The 25,122-nt window shown below is 34.9% G+C and carries 23 protein-coding genes and 1 riboswitch; of the genes, 9 read left to right on the top strand and 14 right to left on the bottom strand.

Annotation, left to right across the window (positions count from 1 at the left end; genetic code table 11):
* Positions 1-57: 57 nt before the first annotated feature.
* The 5 genes from thiC to SCB73_RS09885 form a co-directional block, all read right to left on the bottom strand.
* Complete coding sequence (thiC, locus tag SCB73_RS09865) at positions 58-1,881, bottom strand: phosphomethylpyrimidine synthase ThiC (protein ID WP_320569861.1); 1,824 nt, start codon at positions 1,879-1,881, stop codon at positions 58-60.
* 108 nt (positions 1,882-1,989) lie between these two features.
* Complete coding sequence (gene thiS / locus SCB73_RS09870) at positions 1,990-2,196, bottom strand: sulfur carrier protein ThiS (protein WP_111426250.1); 207 nt, start codon at positions 2,194-2,196, stop codon at positions 1,990-1,992.
* A 65-nt stretch (positions 2,197-2,261) separates the two neighbouring features.
* Positions 2,262-2,358, bottom strand: a riboswitch (TPP riboswitch).
* Between the two features lie 116 nt (positions 2,359-2,474).
* The gene (locus SCB73_RS09875; RefSeq protein WP_320569862.1) at positions 2,475-3,044 is read right to left on the bottom strand and encodes a DNA-3-methyladenine glycosylase I; all 570 of its coding nucleotides are present in this window, start codon (positions 3,042-3,044) and stop codon (positions 2,475-2,477) included.
* Positions 3,044-3,721 (bottom strand): hypothetical protein, encoded by a 678-nt coding sequence (locus tag SCB73_RS09880; RefSeq protein WP_320569863.1) that lies wholly within the window; start codon positions 3,719-3,721, stop codon positions 3,044-3,046. The genes SCB73_RS09875 and SCB73_RS09880 overlap by 1 nt, the downstream gene beginning before the upstream one ends.
* A gap of 13 nt (positions 3,722-3,734) precedes the next feature.
* On the bottom strand, positions 3,735-4,397 hold the full coding sequence (locus SCB73_RS09885; RefSeq protein ID WP_320569864.1) for a queuosine precursor transporter: 663 nt from the start codon (positions 4,395-4,397) through the stop codon (positions 3,735-3,737).
* Positions 4,398-4,686: 289 nt separating this feature from the next.
* Here SCB73_RS09885 and SCB73_RS09890 point away from each other — a divergent pair, with 289 nt between their 5' ends.
* On the top strand, positions 4,687-6,804 hold the full coding sequence (locus tag SCB73_RS09890; protein ID WP_320569865.1) for a M3 family metallopeptidase: 2,118 nt from the start codon (positions 4,687-4,689) through the stop codon (positions 6,802-6,804).
* 200 nt (positions 6,805-7,004) lie between these two features.
* Here the strand turns inward: SCB73_RS09890 and tsf are convergent, their stop codons facing one another.
* From tsf to SCB73_RS09920, 6 genes are all read right to left on the bottom strand, one after another.
* The gene (tsf, locus tag SCB73_RS09895) at positions 7,005-7,967 is read right to left on the bottom strand and encodes a translation elongation factor Ts (protein ID WP_320569866.1); all 963 of its coding nucleotides are present in this window, start codon (positions 7,965-7,967) and stop codon (positions 7,005-7,007) included.
* Between the two features lie 140 nt (positions 7,968-8,107).
* Complete coding sequence (rpsB, locus tag SCB73_RS09900) at positions 8,108-8,872, bottom strand: 30S ribosomal protein S2 (protein ID WP_012023686.1); 765 nt, start codon at positions 8,870-8,872, stop codon at positions 8,108-8,110.
* A gap of 176 nt (positions 8,873-9,048) precedes the next feature.
* On the bottom strand, positions 9,049-9,435 hold the full coding sequence (rpsI, locus tag SCB73_RS09905) for a 30S ribosomal protein S9 (protein ID WP_111288027.1): 387 nt from the start codon (positions 9,433-9,435) through the stop codon (positions 9,049-9,051).
* Positions 9,435-9,890, bottom strand: coding sequence for a 50S ribosomal protein L13 (gene rplM / locus SCB73_RS09910; protein ID WP_320569867.1), 456 nt, complete (start codon positions 9,888-9,890; stop codon positions 9,435-9,437). The genes rpsI and rplM overlap by 1 nt, the downstream gene beginning before the upstream one ends.
* 192 nt (positions 9,891-10,082) lie before the next feature.
* Positions 10,083-10,895, bottom strand: a complete 813-nt coding sequence (locus SCB73_RS09915; RefSeq protein ID WP_320569868.1) for a ferritin-like domain-containing protein — start codon at positions 10,893-10,895, stop codon at positions 10,083-10,085.
* A 26-nt stretch (positions 10,896-10,921) separates the two neighbouring features.
* Complete coding sequence (locus SCB73_RS09920; RefSeq protein ID WP_320569869.1) at positions 10,922-11,668, bottom strand: ferritin-like domain-containing protein; 747 nt, start codon at positions 11,666-11,668, stop codon at positions 10,922-10,924.
* Positions 11,669-11,864: 196 nt separating this feature from the next.
* On the opposite strand from SCB73_RS09920, the gene SCB73_RS09925 reads away from it, so the two are divergent.
* On the top strand, positions 11,865-12,893 hold the full coding sequence (locus tag SCB73_RS09925; RefSeq protein ID WP_320569870.1) for a LacI family DNA-binding transcriptional regulator: 1,029 nt from the start codon (positions 11,865-11,867) through the stop codon (positions 12,891-12,893).
* Between the two features lie 207 nt (positions 12,894-13,100).
* On the opposite strand, the gene polA is transcribed toward SCB73_RS09925, so the two are convergent.
* Positions 13,101-15,941 (bottom strand): DNA polymerase I, encoded by a 2,841-nt coding sequence (gene polA / locus SCB73_RS09930; RefSeq protein ID WP_320569871.1) that lies wholly within the window; start codon positions 15,939-15,941, stop codon positions 13,101-13,103.
* 285 nt (positions 15,942-16,226) lie between these two features.
* Here polA and SCB73_RS09935 point away from each other — a divergent pair, with 285 nt between their 5' ends.
* The 7 genes from SCB73_RS09935 (at position 16,227) to SCB73_RS09965 (ending at position 21,022) form a co-directional block, all read left to right on the top strand.
* A complete protein-coding gene (locus tag SCB73_RS09935; protein WP_320569872.1) occupies positions 16,227-16,424 on the top strand; it encodes a hypothetical protein in 198 nt (65 codons plus the stop codon).
* A 50-nt stretch (positions 16,425-16,474) separates the two neighbouring features.
* Positions 16,475-16,711, top strand: coding sequence for a hypothetical protein (locus SCB73_RS09940; protein ID WP_320569873.1), 237 nt, complete (start codon positions 16,475-16,477; stop codon positions 16,709-16,711).
* A gap of 192 nt (positions 16,712-16,903) precedes the next feature.
* Positions 16,904-17,578, top strand: a complete 675-nt coding sequence (locus tag SCB73_RS09945) for a response regulator transcription factor (RefSeq protein ID WP_320569874.1) — start codon at positions 16,904-16,906, stop codon at positions 17,576-17,578.
* An 11-nt stretch (positions 17,579-17,589) separates the two neighbouring features.
* Positions 17,590-18,927, top strand: a complete 1,338-nt coding sequence (locus tag SCB73_RS09950) for a sensor histidine kinase (protein WP_320569875.1) — start codon at positions 17,590-17,592, stop codon at positions 18,925-18,927.
* A gap of 108 nt (positions 18,928-19,035) precedes the next feature.
* A complete protein-coding gene (locus SCB73_RS09955) occupies positions 19,036-19,227 on the top strand; it encodes a hypothetical protein (RefSeq protein WP_320569876.1) in 192 nt (63 codons plus the stop codon).
* A 183-nt stretch (positions 19,228-19,410) separates the two neighbouring features.
* Positions 19,411-20,646: a metallophosphoesterase gene (locus tag SCB73_RS09960; RefSeq protein WP_320569877.1), complete on the top strand. Its 1,236-nt coding sequence runs from the start codon at positions 19,411-19,413 to the stop codon at positions 20,644-20,646.
* A gap of 73 nt (positions 20,647-20,719) precedes the next feature.
* Positions 20,720-21,022 (top strand): thioredoxin family protein, encoded by a 303-nt coding sequence (locus SCB73_RS09965; RefSeq protein WP_026728605.1) that lies wholly within the window; start codon positions 20,720-20,722, stop codon positions 21,020-21,022.
* A 23-nt stretch (positions 21,023-21,045) separates the two neighbouring features.
* Here the strand turns inward: SCB73_RS09965 and SCB73_RS09970 are convergent, their stop codons facing one another.
* Together SCB73_RS09970 and SCB73_RS09975 are read right to left on the bottom strand one after the other, a co-directional pair.
* Complete coding sequence (locus tag SCB73_RS09970) at positions 21,046-21,684, bottom strand: polysaccharide deacetylase family protein (protein ID WP_320569878.1); 639 nt, start codon at positions 21,682-21,684, stop codon at positions 21,046-21,048.
* A 97-nt stretch (positions 21,685-21,781) separates the two neighbouring features.
* Positions 21,782-25,063, bottom strand: a complete 3,282-nt coding sequence (locus tag SCB73_RS09975; RefSeq protein ID WP_320569879.1) for a glycosyltransferase family 117 protein — start codon at positions 25,061-25,063, stop codon at positions 21,782-21,784.
* Positions 25,064-25,122 lie beyond the last annotated feature (59 nt).

The following is a 25,122-nucleotide window of genomic DNA, read 5'->3' on the forward strand; positions in this document are numbered from 1 at the left end:
ATTAAGAGTTTAGTGGTGAAAATCTTAATACTTAATACTTTCATCTTAATACATTTCTTAAATATAAATCTCGTTCCCCTGTTCAATAAATTCCTCTGATTTCTCCTGCATTCCTTTTTCTGCGGCAGCGACGTCCCTAATTTCCTGTGATATTTTCATAGAGCAGAATTTCGGTCCGCACATCGAGCAGAAATGCGCCACTTTTGCACCATCCGCAGGAAGCGTTTCGTCATGAAATTCTCTTGCGGTATCTGGATCTAAAGCTAAATTGAATTGATCTTCCCAACGGAATTCGAAACGGGCTTTGCTTAAAGCATTGTCTCGATATTGTGCGCCTGGATGACCCTTAGCCAAATCGGCAGCATGAGCCGAAATTTTATAGGTGATTACACCATCTTTGACATCTTTTTTATTTGGTAAACCTAGATGTTCTTTTGGTGTTACATAACACAACATCGCACAGCCGTACCAGCCAATCATAGCCGCCCCAATTGCCGAAGTAATATGGTCGTAACCCGGTGCAATATCTGTCGTTAAAGGACCTAAAGTATAAAATGGCGCTTCATGGCAATGTTCCAATTGTTTGTCCATGTTTTCTTTAATCATGTGCATCGGGACGTGTCCCGGACCTTCAATAAAAACCTGAACATCATGTTTCCAGGCAATTTTTGTCAATTCTCCTAAAGTTTCTAATTCAGCAAATTGAGCAGCGTCGTTCGCGTCGGCAATTGAACCCGGACGCAAACCGTCTCCAAGAGAAAAAGCAACATCATATTGTTTCATGATTTCGCAGATTTCTTCAAAATGAGTGTATAAGAAGTTTTCTTTATGATGAAATAAGCACCATTTTGCCATAATTGATCCGCCTCTAGAAACGATTCCAGTAACGCGATTTGCGGTTAAATGAATATAGCGAAGTAAAACTCCTGCATGAATTGTGAAATAAGAAACACCTTGTTCAGCTTGTTCAATTAGAGTATCACGGAAAATTTCCCATGTTAAATCTTCTGCAATACCTTTTACTTTTTCTAAAGCCTGATAAATTGGAACGGTACCAATTGGAACAGGCGAATTTCTAATAATCCATTCTCTGGTTTCATGAATGTTTTTTCCAGTTGATAAATCCATAATGGTGTCAGCGCCCCAACGGCAAGCCCAAACGGCTTTTTCAACTTCTTCTTCAATACTTGAAGTTACAGCACTGTTCCCGATATTTGCATTGATTTTTACCAAGAAATTACGACCAACAATCATTGGTTCGCTTTCTGGATGGTTGATGTTGTTTGGAATAATGGCTCTGCCGCAAGCTACTTCAGAACGAACGAACTCTGGAGTGATTTTGCTTTTCGGAGTATTTGCACCAAAGCTATTTCCGCCGTGTTGGCATTGCATGGCTTTGGTTTGTTCGTTTAAAAGTTCGATACGCTGGTTTTCACGAATCGCGATATATTCCATTTCTGGCGTTATAATTCCTTGTTTGGCGTAATACAATTGTGTTACGTTAGCACCTTTTTTAGCACGTTTTGGCTGATGTAAATATTCGAAACGAAGATGATTCAGACTTTCATTTTTCAATCGGCTTTGTCCATAATTTGAAGTGATTTCATCTAAAATTTCGACATCATTTCGATCAAGAATCCAGCTTTCGCGTAAGCGTGGCAATCCTTTTCGAATATCAATTTCAATATTCGGATCTGTGTAAGGTCCAGAAGTATCGTAAACCGTTACGGGAGGATTTTTTTCGATTCCTCCGTTTGAAAGTTTGGTGTCGCTTAAAGCAATTTCACGCATAGCGACTTTTATGGGATGAATTTCTCCTTCGATATATACTTTTTTAGAATTCGGAAATGGGGTTCTGGATATTTGTTCTTCGTTTGTCATAGCTTTTATATTGTAAAATGTAAAATGTGAATTGTAGAGACGTATTGCAGTGCTTCTACGCCCAATATGTAATTGGAATTTGGATTTTATTTTTTTGGAATTTAAATTCTAACCTCCTTGTGTAGCAGAAATAATCAAGATTTCGTCGGTTTCTTGTACGAAGAATTCGTTCCATTTGAGTTTTGGAACAACAGTATTATTGACAGCAACGGCGATTCCGTTTTGTTTGTGCGGAATTTCGAGATCGAGCAATGATTGAACGCTTAGCGATTCAGCATTGAATTTTTTGGTTTGTTGATTGATTTTTAGTTCCATTCCTTAAAGTTTAGTGTATAGATACACGTTAGGAATGGCTACGATAACGCATAGAAATGCGTTTAAGAAGTCATCTTACTTTTCCCTACGCTAGTATGAACTAGATCAGGTTCAGAGGGTAAAATCTCAGCCTGCGCGATGCAGACACCCCTAAAGTGTGAAGCAAATATATGTAATTTTTGTTTAAAAGTTTCAAGTTTCAGTTTCAAGTTGTATGCAAGAAGTTTTTTTGGTTCTATTTCGATTGTAATTTAACCTGAAACCTGAAACAAAAGAAACTATCTAGTTCTCGTCCAGCAATCTTCCGTATGATCATTGACCATTCCAGTGGCTTGCATGTGTGCGTAAATAACGGTTGAACCGACAAATTTAAAACCGCGTTTTTTTAAATCTTTGCTGATTTCATCTGAAAGTGGAGTAGTAGCGGGAGCATCTTTTGAATTTTTCAGATTGTTTACAATTGGTTTTCCATCTGTATATTTCCAAATATAATCGGAGAAAGTTCCAAATTCTTCCTGAACTTTCATAAAAGCTTGAGCATTGGAAACAGCTGCTTTGATTTTTAATTTATTTCGGATAATTCCGGTATTCTGCATTAATTCTTCGATTTTGTCTTCAGAATAATGCGCTATTTTTTTATAATCGAAATAATCAAAAGCGGCTCTGAAATTTTCCCTTTTGTTCAAAATCGTAATCCAGCTTAATCCAGCCTGAAAAGTTTCCAAAATTAAAAATTCAAATAAAGTAGGATCGTCATAAACAGGAACACCCCATTCTTCATCATGATATTTTTTGTATAAATCGCTGGAAGTACACCAGCCACATCGAATTAAATCTTCCTTTTCCATTATCTTCCAATTTGCCAGCTATATCCTTTTACACTCGGAATATATGCTGAACGGCCCACTATTATTAAGTCGTTATAAATTTTTCTATTGTATTTAATTCCGATTGCATTGCCAGACATATACATTTTGTTGGCTTTGAATTTCACTTTCATTTTGCCGTCTTCAAGCTCTGCATCTGAAACTTTTTCGACAAGCCAGGTAGATTTCCATTTTACGGACAGCTCATTTTCGGCAGTTTTAGTGACACTTTTTACTAGTTTAACCGCTTCTTCAGGAATTTCAAAATTTTCTGTAAGCTGTTTTTGCGTCATTGTTTGGCCCATTTTACAGTTGTCCAGAATTTTTCTGATATTCACAAAATTCAGCAATTTGTCGTTTGCTTCTTTTTTGATGTCAATATTTGTGTTTTTTGGTTTGGTTTCAAGTTGCGGAACTGGAGTTATGGCAATGGCGTTTTTTACCACAAAGGCACTTTGATTCGCCGCTGTTTTTTTAGTTCCAATTTCTTTTGGAGCCTTGATATTTTTTGAAGAAATTTTCACACCAGTTTTTACCGGCGCTGGAGTTAACATATTTACAGGCATGATTGCTTTTTTAGACGGTTTTTTTTCATTATGTCCGCAACTAAAAAAGAAACAGGTAATGGAGAATAAAATAAACAAGCAACTATTTTTCATGACTATGGCGTTTTTATTCCTTGTGTGGAGAATCTTCTTCCAAATATTTTTTAATCAAATGATGTCCTGCATAAATTAAAGGAGTTAACAATATTGCAATCGACAATTTAAACGTATATCCAATCAAAGCCGACGATAAAAAGGTGTCAAAATCAATCTTTCCAGGCAACCAAAATGCAATTCCAAGAACAATAAAAGAATCAAATAATTGTGAAATTACAGTTGATCCTGTTGTTCTGAGCCAAATTTTTCTTTCGCCAGTTCGTCTTTTAAAGAACCAAAAAATCCATACATCAATTAGCTGTGATGCCATAAAAGCAATCAAACTACCAACAATAATCCACATACTCTGACCAAAAACAGCTTGAAATTGATCGTCATTTACAGGGCTTATTCCTTTTGCTGCCGGAATTATAATCGCCATAAATAAAATTAAAAAAGCATAAGCAATCAAGCAAGCCGTAATGAATGAGAGTTTTTTTACTCCTTTTTCTCCAAAATATTCATTAATCAAATCGGTTGTTAAAAAAACCACCGGCCAAGGCAAAATTCCAATACTCATTACAAACGGACCAATTTGGATCAGCTTGCCTCCAATTAATTCAGCTACAACAGCGTTGGTTATAAATATGCCTGCTAGAATAACAAAGACAACTTCTTTTTTGGTTTTAAACATGTGAGCTAATTAAAATCTGATTTATTCAAAGTTAATTATTTTAACTAAATTAACATTTAGCATTGATGATTATTTCTTATTCGGTTTTCCTTTTAGTTAATAATAGAACTCTTTATTTTGCTTTTCATTTAATAAATGTTTTCTGATTGCGAGCGATTGTTTGCCTGAAAAGCGAAATTCTTTTATTTGTCTCATTTTTTTAACATATTGTGATATGCTGTCGATTGGTAAATTTTAGGTATTTTTGGAGAAGAACAAGTTTCTATTATTTATAATCAAATTCACGAGAATGAAAAAATTAATGTCAATTTTTATCATGAGTACAACTTTTTTTGCGGCTTCCGCACAAAGCAATTCTGATAATCCGTTGCTAAAACCATGGCCAGGGCCATACGGAGGAGTTCCTGCCTTCAATGAGTACAAAGTTTCAGACTTTAAACCAGCAATTGAATTTGCAATTCAGGAAAAATTAAATGAAGTAGATGCTATTGCAAATAATCCAAAACCAGCTACTTTCGAAAATACAATTGTTGCTATGGAGCGCTCGGGGCAAACGATTGAAAGAATCATGACCGTTTACGGAATTTACAGATCAAATTTGAGCAGTCCTGAGTTTAGCGCTATTGACAGAGAAATGTCGCCTAAATTTTCTGAGTTTTCAGATAAAATCAATCAAAATAAAAAATTATTTACTAGAATTCAGACGGTTTATAATTCAAAAGAAAAAAGCAAGCTTACAGGTGAGCAACAACGTTTGATTTGGTTATACTATACCAATTTTGTGCGTCAAGGGGCACAGCTTAATGATGCAGACAAAGCAAAAGTTGCGGGAATAAACAAAGAACTAGCAACATTGTTTACACGTTTCAGCCAAAATTTATTAGCAGAAGAGCATAATCAATATGTTGCATTAAAAACAGAAAGTGATTTTGCTGGTTTGCCAACTGAAGTTAAAAATGCGGCTATTGCTGAAGCAAAAGAGAGAAAATTAGATGTTATGGGATGTGTTGCAAATACACGTTCTTCAATTGAGCCATTTTTGACCTTTTCAACTCGCAGAGATTTAAGAGAAAAAGCATTTGATATTTTTGTTAAACGTGGCGATAACGGAAACGAAAATGACAACAATGCAACATTGGTTTCTATTTTGCAATTACGTACACAAAAGGCAAAATTATTGGGTTACCCAACATTTGCTGACTGGAGTTTGTCTAACAAAATGGCAAAAGATCCTAAAAAGACTTTGGCTTTAATGGAATCAGTTTGGGAACCTGCGGTTGAGCAAGTTCATAAAGATGTTGCCGAAATGCAAAAAATAGTTGATGCTGAAGGAGGAAATTTCAAAATTCAGCCATGGGATTACCGTTTTTATGCTGAAAAAGTTAGAAAAGCAAAATACGATTTAGATCAAAATGAAGTTAAGCCTTATCTTCAATTAGAAAAACTGCGTGAAGGAATGTTTTGGGTTGCTGGCGAATTGTTCAATTTTAACTTCAAACAAATTACAAATGTTCCGGTTTATCATCCAGATGTACGTGTTTGGGAAGTAAGCAACAAAGTAACTGGAAAGGTGGTTGGTTTATGGTATTTTGATCCTTACGCACGTGCAGGAAAACGCTCTGGCGCTTGGATGAATGCTTACCGTAACCAAGAAAAATTAGACGGAAATGTGCTTACAATTGTGTCTAACAACTGTAATTTTGTGAAAGGTGCGCCAGGTGAGCCAATTTTGATTTCTTGGGAAGATGCTTCGACTTTATTCCATGAATTTGGACATGCGCTTCACGGATTATGTTCAAATGTAACATACCCAAGTTTAGCAGGAACTTCTGTGGCAAGAGATTATGTTGAATTCCCTTCTCAATTATTAGAGCACTGGTTAGCAACTCCAGAAGTATTGAACAAATTTGCTTTGCATTACAAAACAAATCAGCCAATGCCTCAGGCTTTAGTAGACAGAATTGAAAAAGCAGCAAACTTTGGAGAAGGTTTCTCTACTGTTGAAACAATTTCAAGCTCTTTAGTAGATATGAAACTGCATTTAGCTACTGAGCCGATTGATCCTCATAAATTTGAAAAAGAAACATTAGATGCGTTGCACATGCCGTCTGAAATTGTAATGCGTCACCGTATTCCACAATTTGGGCACATTTTTTCAAGCGATGGATATGCGGCAGGATATTACAGTTATTTATGGGCAGATGTTATCAATGCTGATGCATGGGAAGCTTTCCTAGAAGGAAAAGGTGCCTATGATAAAGCTGTTGCAAAAAGACTTTACGATACTGTATTTAGTGTAGGAAACACTATCGATCAGGAAAAAGCTTATGAGAATTTCAGAGGAAGAGCTCCAAAATCTGATGCGTTGATGCGCGCCAGAAACTTCCCAATTAAAGATAAAAAATAATAAGATGAAAATCTGATTAAAGTTCCCGAATAATTATTTATTCGGGGATTTTTATTGAATTGTATTTAAAGCCCAAGGCTTTTAGTAGTTCCGAAAGGAACAAATTATATTGTAGAGCTGGACTTTAGTCCAGTTTAAATGGGATAAAAAAAGCCCTGAATCGTAAGATTCAGGGCTTTTAATATTTGAAATAATAAATATTAACCTAAAGTAACTCTTTTGAAACCAGTGATTTCAACATTGAATCCTTTAACATAATCACCAACTTTTTTACTGTCATCTTTGATGAAGTTTTGATCTAAAAGAGCTTTCTCTTGATCTAAAGAAGTGTTGTCAGAAATGAAACGTTGAACTTTTCCTGGAAGGATTTTGTCCCAGATTTGCTCTGGTTTACCTTCAGCTTTTAATTCAGCTTTAGCATCTTCTTCAGCTTGTTTGATAACTTCAGGAGTTAATTGAGAGAAAGAGATGTATTTAGGAACATTTTTCAAAGTTTTTCCTAAACGTTTTGCTTCTTCATTGTCTTTTTCGATCACAGCAATACGAGCAGCAAGTTCAGATTCAACGAAAGCAGGATCAAAATCTTTGTAAGATAAAGTATCAGCTCCCATAGAAGCAACTTGCATAGAGATGTCTTTTGTTAAAGCTTCAGCGTTTGCAACTGGAGCAGAAATTGCAGTTAAAGCAGCAATTTTATTAACGTGAACATAAGATCCAACGTAAGCACCTTCTAAAATTTCGAAACCACCGATTTCGATTTTTTCACCGATAACACCAGTTTGCTCGATTAATTTCTCAGCAACAGTGATTCCGTTGAAATCAGAAGCTAATAATTCTTCTTTAGTAGAGAAGTTGATTGCTCTTTCTACTAAATCTTTAGCTAAAGCAACGAAAGCTTCATTTTTACCTACGAAGTCAGTTTCACAGTTTAAAGTGATGATAGCTCCTTTAGTGTTGTCAGCATTGATAAAAGAAACAGCAGCTCCTTCAGCAGACTCACGGTCAGAACGGTTAGCAGCAACTTTTTGTCCTTTTTCTCTAAGGATTTGGATTGCTTTATCGAAATCTCCTTCAGCTTCAACTAAAGCTTTTTTACAGTCCATCATTCCGGCACCTGTAGATTGTCTTAATTTATTTACGTCTGCAGCAGTAATTGTTGACATAATATTTTGAATTTTTAATGTTAAAAGTAAAAAATTCCATCTTTTAAATCCCAAACTCCAATTTTAATAAATTATCAACATAACGTTTTTAATTTTGTATTTGGAATTTGGAATTTAAAATTTGGAATTTAAAATTTGATTTATTCTTCAGTTGCAGGAGCAGCTTCAGCCTCAGCAGCAGGAGCTTCTTCAGCAGCTTCAACTTCTTTTTCTGCACCTCTGTCAGATAGACCTTCGATTACTGCAGTAGTTACTAAAGATAAAATTTTGTCAATTGATTTAGAAGCGTCATCATTTGCAGGAATCACGTAATCAACCTCTCTTGGGTCAGAATTCGTATCAACCATTGCGAAAACTGGAATGTTTAATTTTTGAGCTTCTTTTATTGCGATGTGTTCAGCTTTGATATCTACTACGAACAATGCTGCAGGTAGTCTAGACATATCAGCAATTGAACCTAAGTTTTTCTCTAATTTAGCACGTAGACGATCAACTTGTAAACGCTCTTTTTTAGATAAAGTGTTGAAAGTACCATCTTTCTTCATTTTATCGATAGAAGACATTTTTTTAACTGCCTTTCTGATAGTTACGAAGTTAGTCAACATTCCGCCTGGCCATCTTTCAGTGATGTAAGGCATGTTTGCTGCTTTTGCTTTATCAGCAACGATGTCTTTTGCTTGTTTTTTGGTAGCTACGAATAAGATTTTTCTACCTGATGCAGCGATTTTTTTCAAAGCTTCGTTAGCTTCTTCAATTTTAGCTGCAGTTTTATATAGATTGATAATGTGAATACCATTACGCTCCATATAAATGTAAGGAGCCATGTTTGGATCCCATTTTCTAGTCATGTGTCCGAAGTGAACACCTGCTTCTAGTAATTCTTTTACTTCTATTTTGTTTGCCATTTTTTTACTAGTTTACGTTCTGTTGATTAGCAATGTGTGAATGGCGATTTCTCTGGCTTCATACATTTAGATGCTAAACTATATCCTACCTCGATAGGAGAGCAACAATAACTGTGTTTTTTAATTTCAATAAATAATTGATAATGTCTTGTCCCATCTGAACAAGACAGGTAATATTAACGTTTAGAGAATTGGAATCTCTTACGAGCTTTCTTCTGACCGAATTTCTTACGTTCAACCATTCTTGGGTCTCTTGTTAATAAACCTTCTGGTTTAAGGATTCCTCTGTTTTCAGCGTTAACTTCACACATTACGCGAGCTAATGCCATTCTTACAGCTTCTGCTTGACCAGTTGTACCACCTCCGTAAACGTTTACTTTTACGTCAAAGTTGTTTTCATTTTCTGTCATAGATAATGGTTGTAACACTTTGTAACGTAAAGTTGCAGTTGGAAAGTAAGTTGCGAATTCTTTTTTGTTTACAGTGATGTTTCCAGTTCCTTCAGAAACGTATACACGTGCAACAGCGGTTTTTCTTCTACCGATTTTGTGAATAACTCCCATTACTTAAGATCATTTAGGTTAACAGTTCTAGGTTTTTGAGCTCCGTGTTTGTGCTCAGATCCTACAACAACATTTAGATTTCTAAAAAGTTCAGCACCTAATTTGTTTTTAGGCAACATACCTTTTACAGCTTTTTCTACTAATAATGCAGGGTTTTTAGCTTGCAATACTTTAGCAGTTAAAGTTCTTTGTCCTCCTGGGTAACCTGTATGACGCATGTAAATTTTGTCATTCATTTTTGTACCTGTAAGGTTAATTTTCTCTGAGTTGATAACAATTACGTTATCTCCACAGTCAACGTGCGGTGTGTAACTTGGCTTGTACTTACCTCTTAAGATCATAGCAACCTTTGAAGCAAGACGTCCTAAGTTATGACCTTCAGCGTCAACAACAATCCACTCTTTAGTTACTGTGGCTTTGCTTGCTGAAACTGTTTTGTAGCTTAATGCGTCCATAATATTATTTTAATTAAACATTCCATCCCCAATAAAGGGGATGCAAAAGTACAATTAATTATTTTAAAACCAAATACCTGAAAAGAATATTTTATATCCTGAAAATCAGGACATCAGTTTTGTATTTAAAACATTAAAAAAAAACCACCTTCACTATAACGCGAAGGTGGCTCAATATTTTGAATTATTTTGTTAAACAATGAACAAATTTGCAATGTCTACAACTTGTTGTGTCGTTAATGGTTCGTCATAAGCTTCTGATCCTGCGCTAGCTCCAAAAGCCATTGCGGTATTAAAGCCAGCCTGCATGGTAACTCCTTCGCCATCATAAACAGCTTGTGTTGCGGCGGGCATTCCTGCACCTCTTTCGCTATTTGATATCCATCCTTTTAAACTTCGTAGTCTTCTTACTTCAGATGCATGTCGCGCTTCAACCGAATGAATTTGCAATGCGGCGGTCAATAAATCAGGAGTAGAAATTAAATTAGCAGCTTGGCCTTTGTAGGCTCTTACGCCTGTATCTTCAAAAGCTTGTGCCAATGCCAAAAAGGTTGGATAATCATGAAAAGGATCAAATGCTCCTCCAACAGTAAAGTCAAAAGTAGGCTTTGCAACAAAATTGGCGCTCATTGTGCCTCCTAATCCCGCAATTAAAAATTTAACATGATTTGATTCATGTGCAGCAATCTGCTGAAAAACTTTTAGATCGCGTCCACCATTTTCCGAAGCTGGAATTACTCCAGAATCTAGTGCCATCGCATAAAATTCATTTTCAAGATATTCTAGAGTCAATGCAAATTGCAAAGCGCCAATTGGCGTGGCAGGTGTTGCCGTTATATCTTTTGCAAGCGCTTTGTTGGCCATTGCAGATAATCCGAAAGGGATTGATGCCAGCGCAAGATTTCTTCCAATATTTCCAAACTGAGTAAAACTGTCTCTTCGTGAGCCTGTTCTTGCCATTAAGCTGTCATCAGTGAAGGTTTCTATAAATTTTAAAATATTCATAATTTCTAAGTTTTAGCGAGTTACTATTAAGGTAAATAATTGGCAGTGAATTTTGTGGTAATAAATCCTCCGGCAATTGGTAGAATTTTGGAAGGATCTTTTGCAACATCTAATCCCGTTGATGTATTCACAATATCGTCACCCGCAAAATCTTTAGAATTCGGGTTGATCAAGCTTCTTATTGCTGAAGCATGTCTGGCTTCTACCGAAACAATTTTTCCGGCCAGTAACAAGTAGTCTGCACTCTTAATTAATCTTCCAGCGCCATTATAGGCGGCAACTCCTGTGTCTTCCAGCGCTTTTGCAGTTGCAAGAACTTCGTTGCGGCTGTTGAAGTTGAGAGAACCATAATTGAATGCTAAGGAGGGAAGCAACTGAGAACTAGGATCAGGAAGAGCTCCCGTTAAAGCGGCTTTGAAAAAATCTCTGTGAACTACTTCGTGATGATACAAGTCGGTTAAAACTTGTTTTTCGGTGTCATTAAAAACAGAATTGAAACTGGAAGAATTTACAACTTTTGTATAAAAATCAGCTTCTAACTGTTCTAAGGCGTATGCATAAGTCAATACACCAAAATCTCCGGAGCCTAAATCAAATACTCCATTTTTTATTCCGGGCAGGGAATTATCCTGCATATCATCTTCATTATCATTGTTGCTGCAGCCAGCCAAAACCAAACCTGCACTAACCAGCGTTAAGCCGCTGAGCTTTAGAAAGCTCCTTCTGCTATCCAGGGAAGGATTAACTTCCTGAATTTTAACTTCGTTTTTCATAATCAAAGGTTTTTATTAAGGTTAATAATGCGTATATTAGACTATTAACGAGATTTAAGGGGATGCGGTTTTGAAAAATCGATGTTTCTTGGTTTTATTTTCAAAAGACCTTATAATTTTAATAAGTGGTAGGGCTTTTTTGTTTTATTTTAGGTAATTCTACTATATTTGTATTAATTACATAAAATTTAATTAGATGAAAGCTAAAGCAACTCTTAAACAAATTGCGAAAGAACTAGGTGTTTCTGTGTCTACGGTGTCTAAAGCATTGAATGATAGTCCAGAAATTAGTGAGCAAACGAAGGTGAAGATTAAGGAGTATGCCAAACTCAAAAATTATAAACCGAATGTTATAGGTCTGAATTTGAAGAACAGAAAGACCAAAACGATTGGTGTAATTATACCTAATATATTAAATTCTTTTTTTGCTAAAGTTTTTAGCGGAATCGAAAAAGTAGCTGACAAAAAAGGATATAATGTGATTACTTGTATTTCTAACGAATCTTTGGAAAAAGAAATTCATACACTTGAAATGTTGAGTAACGGAACTATCGATGGTTTCATTCTTTCGGTTTCTGAGGAAGCACAAAAACTTCAAGATTACAATCACTTTTCGGAAATTATCAATGATGGAACTCCAATTGTAATGTTTGATCGTATTGCTGATGAAGTAGATTGTGATAAAGTAGTGGTAGACGATTTTGATTCGGCTTTGAACTCAACACAGCATTTGATTAATCTTGGATGTAAAAATATTGCACTGATTTCTTCGGTGGATAATTTAAGTGTTGGAAAATTAAGAGCCGATGGATATCTGAAAGCTTTAAAAGACAATAATATTCCGATAAACGAGAAAATTATTCTTCGTACCGATTCTGAAGATGATATGAAGGCTAAAATCGACGCTCTTTTTGATAATAAAATTGACGGAATTTTTGCTTTGGATGAAAATGATTCGGTTGCGGCTTTAAGAGTAAGTTTGAAAAAAGGATACAGAGTTCCTGAAGATATTTCAATTATTGGTTTTGCTGACGGAATTTTAGCATCAAGACGCTTATCACCAAGTTTGACAACAGTAAGCCAACACGGAATTGAAATTGGTGAAGTCGCAGCAAAACGCTTAATAAAAAGATTGGAAGAAAGCGAAGAAGAAACTTCAGATTATGAAACAATTGTAATCAAGACGGTTTTAAAAGAAAGAGAATCGACAAGAAAAGTTAAATAAGAAAAACAAAAAAAGACTGTTCGAAAGAACAGTCTTTTTTTGTGCATATTTTTTGTCATTTCGACGAAGGAGAAATCTCCGCGAGAAGCTCGACAAAGTTTGGATTCTCATTGCGGAGTTACTTGTGGAGATTTCTCCTTCGTCGAAATGACAAGATTGCATTGATTGTTGATTAAGAAATCTAAAATCCAACAATCTAAAATAGAATTAATGCGCTTCCAACCAATCTTTCCCTAAACCAAGTTCTACTTCCAAAGGAACTGCCATTTTAAAAGCATTTTCCATTTCGTGTTTAATCATTGGCTGGATTTTTTCGAGTTCGTCATTATGAACATCAAACACAAGCTCATCATGTACCTGAAGCAACATTTTTGATTTCCAGTTTTCGTCTTGTAATTTTTTATGAATGTTGATCATTGCAATTTTAATCACGTCAGCGGCGCTTCCTTGAATTGGTGCATTTACCGCATTTCGCTCTGCGGCGCTTCTAACAACAGCATTTGCCGAGTTGATGTCTTTTAAATAACGGCGTCGGCCTGAAATGGTTTGCACATATCCTTTTTCTCTCGCAAATTCAATTTGTTCCTGAATAAAAGATTTCAATCTCGGATAAGTTTTATAGTAAGCGTCAATTAAAGCAGCACTTTCGCTTCGAGATAACGAAGTCTGACTGCTTAATCCAAAAGCAGAAACACCATATATAATTCCGAAGTTTACTGTTTTGGCGTTGCTTCTTTGTTCGCGGGTTACCTCTTCTAAAGCAACATCAAAAACCTTTGCAGCTGTCGATCTGTGAATGTCTTCTCCGTTTTGGAATGCTTTTATCATGTTTTCTTCGCCACTTAAAGCAGCAATGATTCGCAATTCGATTTGAGAATAATCGGCAGAGATTAAAGTGTGGTTTTCATCGCGAGCGACAAAAGCTTTACGAATCTGACGTCCTCTTTCGGTACGAATCGGAATATTTTGCAAGTTCGGATTATTTGAACTTAAACGCCCTGTTGCAGCAACGGTTTGCATATAATCGGTATGAACGCGCAACGTTTTTTTGTCCACTTGTTCTGGCAAAGCCAAAATATAGGTGCTCTGTAATTTTACCATTTGGCGCCAATCCAGAATATCTTTTACAATCGGATTTTCGTTTGCCAAATATGTCAAGACTTCTTCTCCGGTTGCATATTGACCGGTTTTGGTTTTCTTTTGTTTTGCACCGCCAATCTTCATTTTTTCAAATAGAATATCTCCCAATTGTTTTGGTGAAGCCAAATTGAATTTTTCACCAGCAGTTTCGTATATTTTTTGTTCCAAAGATTTGATTTCGACATCCATTTCAGATGACATTCCTTTTAAGAAATCAACATCTAGACGAATTCCCTCAGTTTCCATAGCAGCTAAAACGCTTACTAATGGAATTTCGATTTCATCAAATAGCTTTTTGGTTTCGGTTTTGTCTAGTTCCGTCGTGAAGATTTCTTTTAATTGTAAAGTAATATCAGCATCTTCGGCAGCATATTCTTTAATATCTTCAAGAGGAACATCGCGCATCGAAAGCTGATTTTTTCCTTTTTTTCCAATTAAATCTTCAATTGGTTTAGGAGAATATTTCAAATAGGTTTCGGCCAAAACATCCATATTATGACGCATATCAGGGTTGATCAGATAATGCGCAATCATCGTATCAAAAAGTTTTCCTTTTACGGTAACGCCATAATTAGCAAGGATTTTTAGATCGTATTTTAAGTTTTGCCCAATTTTTTCGATGTTTTCATTTTCAAAAAATGGTCTAAATTTCTCGATCAAAGTTTGAGCTTCTTCTTGGCTTTCCGGAAACGGAACATAAAATGCTTTTCCTTTTTCATATGAAAAAGACATTCCAACCAATTCTGCGTGCAAAGCATCAATTCCAGTAGTTTCGGTATCAAAACAAACCGAAGTTTGATTCTGTAAATTCTGCAATAACAATTTCACGCCCAAATCTCCTTGAACAATCTGGTAGGAGTGAGGTGTGTCTGATAAAGTGCTATAGAATGAATTTTTTGGAGTTTCTGAATCTTCATCTGCGGAAGCGCTTCCAAACAAATCAAATTGATCTTCGTTTTTCGGCTGTGGTTTTTTGTACAATTTAGCATCAGAAACTTCTGGAGTGGTAGTTTGCGTTCCATCGGTTTTGAATAAATTGTCAAATTGCTCCGCCATTCTTCTGAACTCTAATTCTTGAAAAATAGCTTCCGTTTTTTCAATATCCGGACGCGATAATTCATAATCAGTTTCGTCAAAAACAACAGGGCAGTCTAATAAAATAGTTGCCAATGTTTTAGAAAGCAAACCTTTTTCCTTGTTTGCTTCAATGTTTTCCTTCATTTTACCTTTTAGCTTGTCTGTATTTGCCAAAAGGTTTTCCATTGTGCCAAATTCTTTTAAAAGCTTTTTGGCTGTAACTTCACCAACTCCAGGAAGCCCAGGAATATTATCGGCTGCGTCGCCCATCATTCCAAGAAAATCAATTACTTGCTCTGGTCGTTCAATTTCAAATTTTTCTAAAACCTCAGGAACACCCCAAATTTCGATTCCGTTACCCATTCGGGCAGGTTTATACATGAAGATGTTTTCAGAAACTAATTGTGCAAAATCTTTATCGGGCGTTACCATAAAAACTTTGTAATTCTGTTTTTCGGCTTGCTTGGCAATAGTTCCAATTAAGTCATCGGCTTCAAAACCTTCAACTTCAATAATAGGAATATGCATTGCTTTTAAAAGTTCACATATATAAGGAACCGCAATTTTGATTGCTTCGGGCGTTACGTCTCGGTTTGCTTTGTATTCTGGGAATATTTCGTTTCGCATCGCGCTTCCGCCTTTATCAAAGGCAACAGCTAAATGATCTGGTTTTTCTCGTTTAATCACATCCAAAAGCGAGTTCATGAAACCCATAATTGCAGATGTATCCATTCCTTTTGAGTTGATTCTCGGGTTTTTTATAAAGGCATAATAACCACGAAAAATTAATGCGTAAGCATCTAGAAGAAAAAGGCGTTTTTGAGTTGACATATTAAAAATATTAGTCTGTAAAAATAAACAATTGGGTTTTAAAAATGATTCGGTTGATGAAAATTAATTTGTTCCTCATCATTTGTAGAGACGCACTGCAGTGCGCCTGTTTGGATATTGTTAAATTAAATGAAACTTATATGACTTATATGGTTCAAAAAACGGCAAAGCGTTAATGTCTCGTTAAATAATTCAGTTTGTAAGAATTCTTCATTTTTTCTTCATTTTGCGAAGGTAATTTTGAAGTGTAAAATAAAAGGTATTAATTTTTAAATTTTAGAAATCATGAGAAATTTATTGATGGTATTAGTAGCAGTTTTAGGTGCAAGCGCAATGGTTCACGCATTTCCTGCCAAAGGTAAACAAACAGCACCTGTAAAAGAAGTTACAGCAACAAAACAGCCAAAAAACAAAGCTGATAAAAAAACAAAAGCAGTAAAAACTGAAGCTTCAAAAGAAGAGAAAGCAAAAGTAAAAAAGTAAAATAAACATTAAAATAAAATAAAATCAATTAATTAAAAAACTTAGAAATCATGAGAAATTTATTTATGGCGATCGCCGCAGTTTTAGGAACAAGTGTAATGGTAACAGCAGCTCCAGCTCCAGCTAAAAAAGCTCCTGCAAAAGAAGTTAAAGCAACTCCTCAACAAGACCCAAAAGCAACAACTCCAAAAGAGGAAAAAGCAGCTAAACATTCTAAACATCACAACAAAAAAGCAAAATCAACAAAAACTGAAGCTCCAAAAACAGAAGCTTCAACAATGAAATAACAGTTATTGTTTCTGATTTGTTTTCAGATTCATGGTTAGGAAGCAAAACAGGGATAATGGTTATGGAGAATGCGGTTGAAAAAGCTGACGAAGAAATTTGTCGGCTTTTTTTCAATCGTTAATTTTTTTAATAATAGGCGTCGGGATTTTTTAAAATTGCTTAAATTTAATTGCGCTTAATAGCTACAGATTATGAATATTTTAATTGTTGAAGACAATAAGGAACTTGCCGTCGAAGTTTATGATTTTTTGTGCAATGCAGGTTATATATGTAAAATAACGCATACTTGCGATGAAGCACTTGAAGAAGTGGCTGGCAATGATTTTGACGCGATGCTTCTTGATTTAGGATTGCCAGACGGAGACGGTTTTGAGGTTTTGAAAGCAGTACGAAAAACACAGTCAAAAATGGCGGTCATTGTTTTGACGGCTCGTGGTGAATTAGACGACAGAATAAACGGTCTGCATTTAGGTGCCGATGATTATTTGACAAAACCTTTTGCACTGACAGAACTCAGTGCGAGATTGTTTGCCGTGATTCGCAGAATTCATGGTTTCACCTTGAATAATTTAAGCATTCATGGATTTTTGTTGCAGCTTCAAGATTATAAAGTTAGCTATAATGAAGTGCCAATTAGTTTGACCAAAAAAGAGTTTGACATTTTTCAATATTTGGTTTTGAATAAAAATCGAGTGATTACAAGACTGCAATTGACAGAACATATTTGGGGAGATATTCTAGAGATCAATTCTGATTCTAATTTTATTGATGTTCACGTTCGAAATCTTCGAAAAAAATTAGATAAACATACCACAATAGATTGGTTTGAAACGGTTAGAAATGTCGGTTATCGAATCAACGAATAAAAGATTAATTTGTGAAGATAAAACACCAATTGGCTATTTTTAATGCACTGACACGTTTGTTGGTGATTTTGATTTTATGGTTGATGTTGCCCATATTGGTAGAAAATGTGGTTTATAGGCATATCAACAACGGCTTGGTTGAAAAAAAGAAAAAATTCATTGATCATTTGAATAAAAAAGAAATCGATGATTTTATTCAGAATGCCGATGATTCAACCGAAACCTATTCTCAATTTTCGACACTGCACAGCGAATTTTTGGTACTGTCTAAAATTCCAATAAAAGATAATGAGAAAAAGACTTTTTTCAATAATGAATACCGAATTATTGAAGGCGAAGAAAATGAATATCGAATTCTGCAATATCATTTTACTTATGAAAATCAAGGGTATCAACTCGAAATTGGTAGCAGTTTAAGCGAAGTAAACGATTTGACCTTTATTATCCGATTCTTTATTATTATTGTTTTGGTGGTTATTCTGCTCGTTACTTTTTTGGCAGATACCGTTTATATCGAATATCTTTTAAAACCGTTTTATAAAATTATCGATACAAAAATAAAACGTGTCAATGAGCCAGAAGGTTTTGATCATACTCCAATAAAAGCAAATTCTAGAGATTTTAGAGAACTAGATTTGGTGTTGAACCAAATGATGGACCGAATTACGGAACTTTTTAAGAAAGAAAAACAATTCATTTCAAATGTTTCACATGAATTGCTTACGCCAATTGCATTGCTGAAAAGTAAATTCGAAAATTTATTACAAAATGAATCTTTAGATGATAATGCCGTTGATAAAATAGTAGGCTCGCTGAAGACATTAGACATGCTGAAAAAAATAATTAATAATTTGTTGCTGATTTCCCGAATTGAAAACAATCAATATGAGGCAAACGAAGAGATTAATTTTTATGAAATTGTCAATGACTTGCAGGAAGATTTAGAAGATCGAATTGAAGATCGAGAAATTGAGTTTGTAAATAAAATGGAGCATGATTATGTTTTTAAAGGAAACAAAACGCTCATTCATATTTTGGTTTATAATTTGGTTACAAATGCTATAAAATACAATCGACCAAACGGAAAAATTATTGCCGAAGATGGTTTTGAAAAAGGACATTATTTTATTTCTATAAAAGATACAGGTCTTGGAATGAGTGAGGCACATATCGAAAAAATATTTAACCGATTTGCAAGAATCAGCTCTGATCAGGACGGGCAAGGTTTAGGCCTCGCAATTGCCGAAAGTATTGCTTCTTTTCATCATATTGAAATCAAAGTAGAGTCAAAAATTAACGTCGGAACAACATTCACCTTAATTGTTCCGGAGCCTCTAAAACATAATTAAAAGTTAATTTTTTCGGAATGGTTTAATCTTCATTTTGTCTTCATTTAGTGATTCTATCTTTGAGGTATAATAATAGAAGTAATAAACAAATCAGTAAAATTTTTAATTATGAAAAAAATAGTAATGCTTGCAGTAGCTGTTCTAGGAACAGTGGCAATGGTAAATGCTCAAACAACTCCAACTCAAGCTAAAACAGCTCCAGCAAAAGAAGCTAAAGCTCCAGCAAAAGAGAAAAAAGCAGACAAAAAAGCTAAAAAAGCAGAGGCAGCTAAGCCGGAGACAGCAAAAACTCAAAAATAAAAAAATATAAGTTTGCCTTGGCAGGCTTTGTGTGGATTATAAAAGGTTTTAAAAAATTTGGTAGAGAAAAAAGCTGGTGGAGAAATCTACCAGCTTTTTGTTCTTTGTTTTTGAGTTAAATTTTTGATAATTAAAAGCAATAAAATTTTCATTCTTTGTTACTTTTGCTTAAAACTATAACTAATGATCCTTCGTTTTGTAATTCTGTGTGCCCTTTTTCTGCTTATTGAATTTTATTCCTACCAAGCCTTTCGTACTTTAATAAAAACGAGATGGATTTTAATAAGCTACCAGATAATAAGTTTCTTGCTTTTAGCATTTATCATATATTCTTTTACTCAGTTTGACCGCTCAGTAGGGCAAACCAAGCAAACCATGTTTACAATGGGGCTAATGTTATTGGTTTATGTTCCAAAAATCGTTCTTACTTTAGTAATGTTTGGTGAAGACATTTTTAGAATTGGTGCAAGCCTTTTGAATTATTTCATGTATAATGCACCTAGAAAAGAAATAATGCCAGATCGAAGAAAATTCATTAGCCAAATTGCTTTAGGTTTGGCAGCTGTGCCTTTTTTGTCTTTGATTTACGGAATTTTTGAAGGAAAATATAATTTCAAAGTAATCAAACAGACTGTCTTTTTTCCAGATTTGCCAGATGCTTTTGATGGATTTAGAATTACACAAATTTCAGATGTTCATAGTGGCAGTTTTGATAATCCCGAAAAGATAAATTACGCCATCGATTTGATCAATGAACAAGAGGCTGATATGATTTTGTTTACGGGTGATATCGTAAATACACATGCAAAAGAAATGCATCCGTGGTTGGATACTTTTAGCCGAATCAAAGATTATAAGTATGGAAAATTTTCTGTTTTAGGAAATCACGATTATGGCGAATATGTGACTTGGCCATCTGAAAAAGACAAGGAAGAAAATTTTCAAGAAATCAAAAAACTTTACGGCCAAATTGGTTTTAAATTGATGCTGAACGAGCATACGTATATTCAGAAAGGCGATGATAAAATCGCTTTGATTGGAGTGGAGAACTGGGGAGTTAATTTTAAAAAGGCTGGAGATTTAAATAAAGCCTCTGAAAATGTTGCTAAAGAAGATTTTAAAGTTTTAATGAGCCACGATCCAAGTCATTGGGATGCCGAAATTAAAGATCATCCTAAGAACTTTCATTTGACATTGGCAGGACATACACACGGAATGCAGTTTGGAATTGAGATTCCGGGTTATTTTAAATGGAGTTTAGCACAATATATTTACAAACAATGGGCAGGTTTGTACGAAACTGCCGGAAGATACGTTTATGTTAACCGTGGATTTGGTTTTCATGCTTATCCAGGACGAGTTGGAATTATGCCTGAAATAACAGTGATTGAACTAAAAAAGGGCAAGAATGTGGCTTAATTCGTTAAAAATGCTACATTTGTAGAATATTTGCCTCTTTGTAGTAAATTAAAAAATTTAAATTTTTGGTTTTATGTCAAAATTTGGAGAACTAATAAATGCTCAAGTCCCTGTGTTGATTGACTTTTACACAGATTGGAATGAATCGTCAGTATCTATGCATCCTGTAATTAAGGACGTTGCGGCTGCACTTGGTGATAAGGCCAAAGTAATCAAAATTGATGTAGATAAGAATCAAGAACTAGCTGAGGCTCTTCGTATTAAAGGCCTTCCGACGCTAATGATTTATAAAGAGGGACAAATGATCTGGAGGCAGTCAGGCGAGCTTGATGCAAATACAATTATAGGAATTGTTCAAGAACAGTTCAACCAATAATACAAAACTTTTGTGATGTTGTTTTAGTGAATAACATCAAACGCATACCCATTTTCTTTTAAAAAATGTAATGTTTTTGGCAATGCAAATTTTAAATTTTGCGATGCTTTTATACTGTCATGAAAAACAATTACACTTCCTGAAGTTACGTTTTTAGTCACATTTTCAAGACATTTTTCTGGCGTAATCGATTGGTCAAAATCGGCGCTTAAAACATCCCACATTACTATTTTGTAGCCCAAGCCACGCAATATTTTAGATTGTGCTTTTTTGATTTTTCCATAAGGAGGACGAAACAGTAAACTGTTTAGTTTTTTTTCATTGGCTAAAATCGAAGCGCAGGTTTTAACGTTTTCGATATATTCGTTTGTTTGGCTTTTCCATCCATTTATATGGTTCATGGTATGGTTGCCAATGGCATGTCCCTCGGCAATTAATCTTTCGAACAAGTTGGCATTTGCATTTATATTTTTTCCAATACAGAAGAAAGTAGCTTTGGCATCAAATTTTTTCAATTCAGACAAAACCCAATCTGTAATTTCTGGAGTAGGGCCATCATCAAAAGTGAGGTATATTTTCTTTTCCTTGTTTGGAATATCCCAACAATACTTAGAAAACACCGTTTTTATAAATGAATTAGTTTTGACCCAATAAAAGCTCATTTTTGAATGGATTTACAGATACTGTAAAATTAAAAAATGCAGTGCTATTTATCTAACAGCACTGCATTTTTTTAATCAGTATATTTTTCGTATATTATTATTCTTTTTCGCGTCCGAAACGTTCGAATACATTTACGTATGTGTTAAAAGTCTTTTTGTGTTTTTCGTAGAATGCTTTGTCGTTATTGCGATCCATTACTTGTAAAAGACTTCTGTAACGCTCAATATCAGTAATAATATCTATAGCAAGGTCAGTTTGGTCTCCAGGAGGCAATGTTGCGTAATAGTTTAGGTTTTCATTGTATTTTTTAACCAATCTGTTAAGCAATTCTCGCGCTTTTGCAGTTTCTCCAACTTTGTAATATCCGTTTGTAAAAGGCTCAACTAATGAATAATATCCAAATTTGTCCAAAGGCATTTTTGTCATTGCTAAATTGATTACGTTTTTAGCTTTGTCAATTTTGCCTTCTGCAATAAGCTGATCCATTAAACGAGATAAATTGGTGCGGTAGGTAATACTGTTTCTTCTGGTTTCAGGATCGTGATAAATTTTATCACTTTCGCTGTTGCCCCAATCCCATTTCATTACGATATCATACATTTTATCGGCGTCAATTTGCCCCATATCCATTGGTCCGCCATCTTTTGATGGAACATTTCTGATAGGAACTAATTTGTAAACCATTCCGTCTAACTGCAAATAGTTTTTCAGCCATAAGTAATCTTCATCATCAAAAGCGCCACCACTAAAGTAAATTGGACGTTTCCAGTTGTTGTTAGCCAAGATGTCAAGCATCATTAAGCGGTTTTTGTATATCGCGCTTCCTTTGATGTCAATATCCAAATAAGGAACAATTGAGTCATTGTATTTAGGATTGATAACCTTGTTTTTGATGATAGCATCTTTGTCAACAGGAACTCTGATTTTGTTTGTTGGGTAAAAGTGGATTGTTTGTCCATTTTGAAGACCAACAGTTGATTTAGGATTTTTGATAAAATCGATAAAATCATTGATGTTCCAACGTGTGTCAATTTTTTGGATAAAAGCTACATAATCCAGCTTATCTCCCACATAATCATCATGAGTAAATGATATCGGCAGTGGGTTTGATTCATAAGCTTTGGCTTTCATTTGATCAATGTACCAATCGGTCATGAACAAGCTTGTATTTACGATTTTGACATCGGTTCTAAAATGCTCAATTTCCTGAGCGTACCATAGTGGGAATGTATCGTTGTCACCAATGGTGAATAAGATTGCATCCTTGTCACATGAGCTCAAATAAGCTTTTGCCATTGCAACAGCTGTGTATCTTCCAGATCTGTCGTGGTCATCCCAGTTTTGAGAAGCCATTAAAATTGGAGCAGCTAATAAACTTCCTGCTATAATTACTGGTCCTGCAATTTTTGGAGCAATATATTTCTGGATGCTTTCATATAAGGAATAAACTCCAAAGCCAATCCAGATAGCAAAGACATAAAATGATCCTACAAGTGCATAATCTCTCTCACGAGGCTCAAAAGGTCTTTCGTTCAAATAAATTTTTAATGCAATTCCGGTGAATAAGAATAATGCCAGAAGCACATAAAAACTCTTAAGATCTTTGTTTGCATGATACATTATTCCGATAAGTCCTAAGATGAAAGGAAGGAAATAATAAACATTACGTCCTTTGTTGTTTAAAACATCTGAAGGTAGATTTTCCTGTGAACCCAAATGCAATGAGTCAAGAGGCCTGATGCCGCTGATCCAGTTTCCGTCAAGATTGTCGTATTTTCCTTGAACATCGCTTTGGCGTCCAACAAAATTCCACATTAAATATCTCCAGTACATGTATCCGAATTGGTATTCGAACATGAAAGCGAAGTTGTCAGTCGCAGATGGTTTTTCGATAATTAAATAATCTTTATAGCTATTTAGGAATTTTACATAACCTTCATTGTCAATTTGTTTTTGGGCATAAGCTTTTCTGAATTCAGAAACTGTTTTTTCAACTTCGTTTCTTAATTGAGCAGTCGCTTTGTTGTATTCATCTTCACTTAACTGGCTTGCATCAATTCCGTATTTTGCTAAATCTTCCTCATAATTGTAATTCGGATTGATTTTGAATTTAGGCGGATTTGTGAAGTTGATATAGTTTTGAATATGAGCAGTTTCAGTGCTCCACATTCTTGGCAGAATCGTTTTTTGATTGTCGTCAGAATTTTGATCTGCGTTTTTGTAATTGTTGGTAATAATGTATTTACCAGTTTTATAATCTCTTTCGTAGTTTGGTTTTTTGTCTAAATAAGGCGTTTTTTCATCAAGACCAGCAAAAACTTCGGTATATTGAGGACCATAGAATAAAGGATTTACACCATATTGTTCACGATTGTAATAAGCTAAAACCTCAATAGCGTCTGATGGTTTGTTTTCGTTGATTACCGTATTTGCATTCGCACGAACCGGAAGCATCATCCAAGTTGAAAAACCAATTAGGATAAATAAAATACAAAGGATAATTGTGTTATAAAAAATAAGTCCTTTTCGTTTGGTGAATTTTAATCCGAAATAAAAGAAAGCTACAAATAAAAGTGCAACAAAAATGGTTCCTGAATTAAAAGGTAATCCCACGCTGTTTACCATGAAGATTTCAGTTTTTCCGAAGAAAGCCATCGTTAAAGGCAAAAGCAATTTGAAAATGAACAACAAAATTCCAATTACAACTACATTAGCAATTAGGAAATTTTTAATAGTAACTTTTTCGTAGTGTTTGAAATAGTAAAGAAAACCTATCGACGGGATTGTCAATAATGCCATGAAGTGAACACCAAATGAAAGTCCGACAACTAATGAAATAATCAAAAGCCATTTGTTTCCTTTTGGTTTGTCCATGTCTTGTTCCCAACGAAGACCAAGCCAGAAAAGCAACGCAATTAATAAAGATGCCATTGCATAAACTTCTGCTTCAACTGCATTGAACCAAAAACTGTCTGAAAAAGTGTAAGCAAGAGCGCCTACAAAAGAGCTTCCTAAAATAACTACAGAATTGTTTTGGTCAATTTCTGCAAAACGTGCTACGATCTTTTTTAAGATCATTGAAGAAGACCAGAACATAAATAAAATTGTAAATGCACTAGAAAAAACAGACATCATATTAACCATTACGGCTACATGTTGCGCATCGATAGCAAACATGGCAAAAAAAGCTCCCATCATCTGGAATAAAGGTGCTCCTGGTGGGTGACCCACTTCAAGTTTGGCTGCTGTGGCTATATATTCTCCACAATCCCAAAAACTCATTGTAGGTTCGACGGTTAAAGTATAAGTAATTAAAGCGATTGCAAATGCAAACCAACCAATAATAGTATTCCATTTATTGAAATTGAATTGTGCCATATTTAGGTGTTAAAATTTTGTATGTTTTCTATCCTACAAAGAAAATGTTTTTTTATGTA

The organism is Flavobacterium sp. KACC 22761 (assembly GCF_034058155.1).
In the GTDB taxonomy this organism is placed as follows: Bacteria; Bacteroidota; Bacteroidia; order Flavobacteriales; family Flavobacteriaceae; genus Flavobacterium.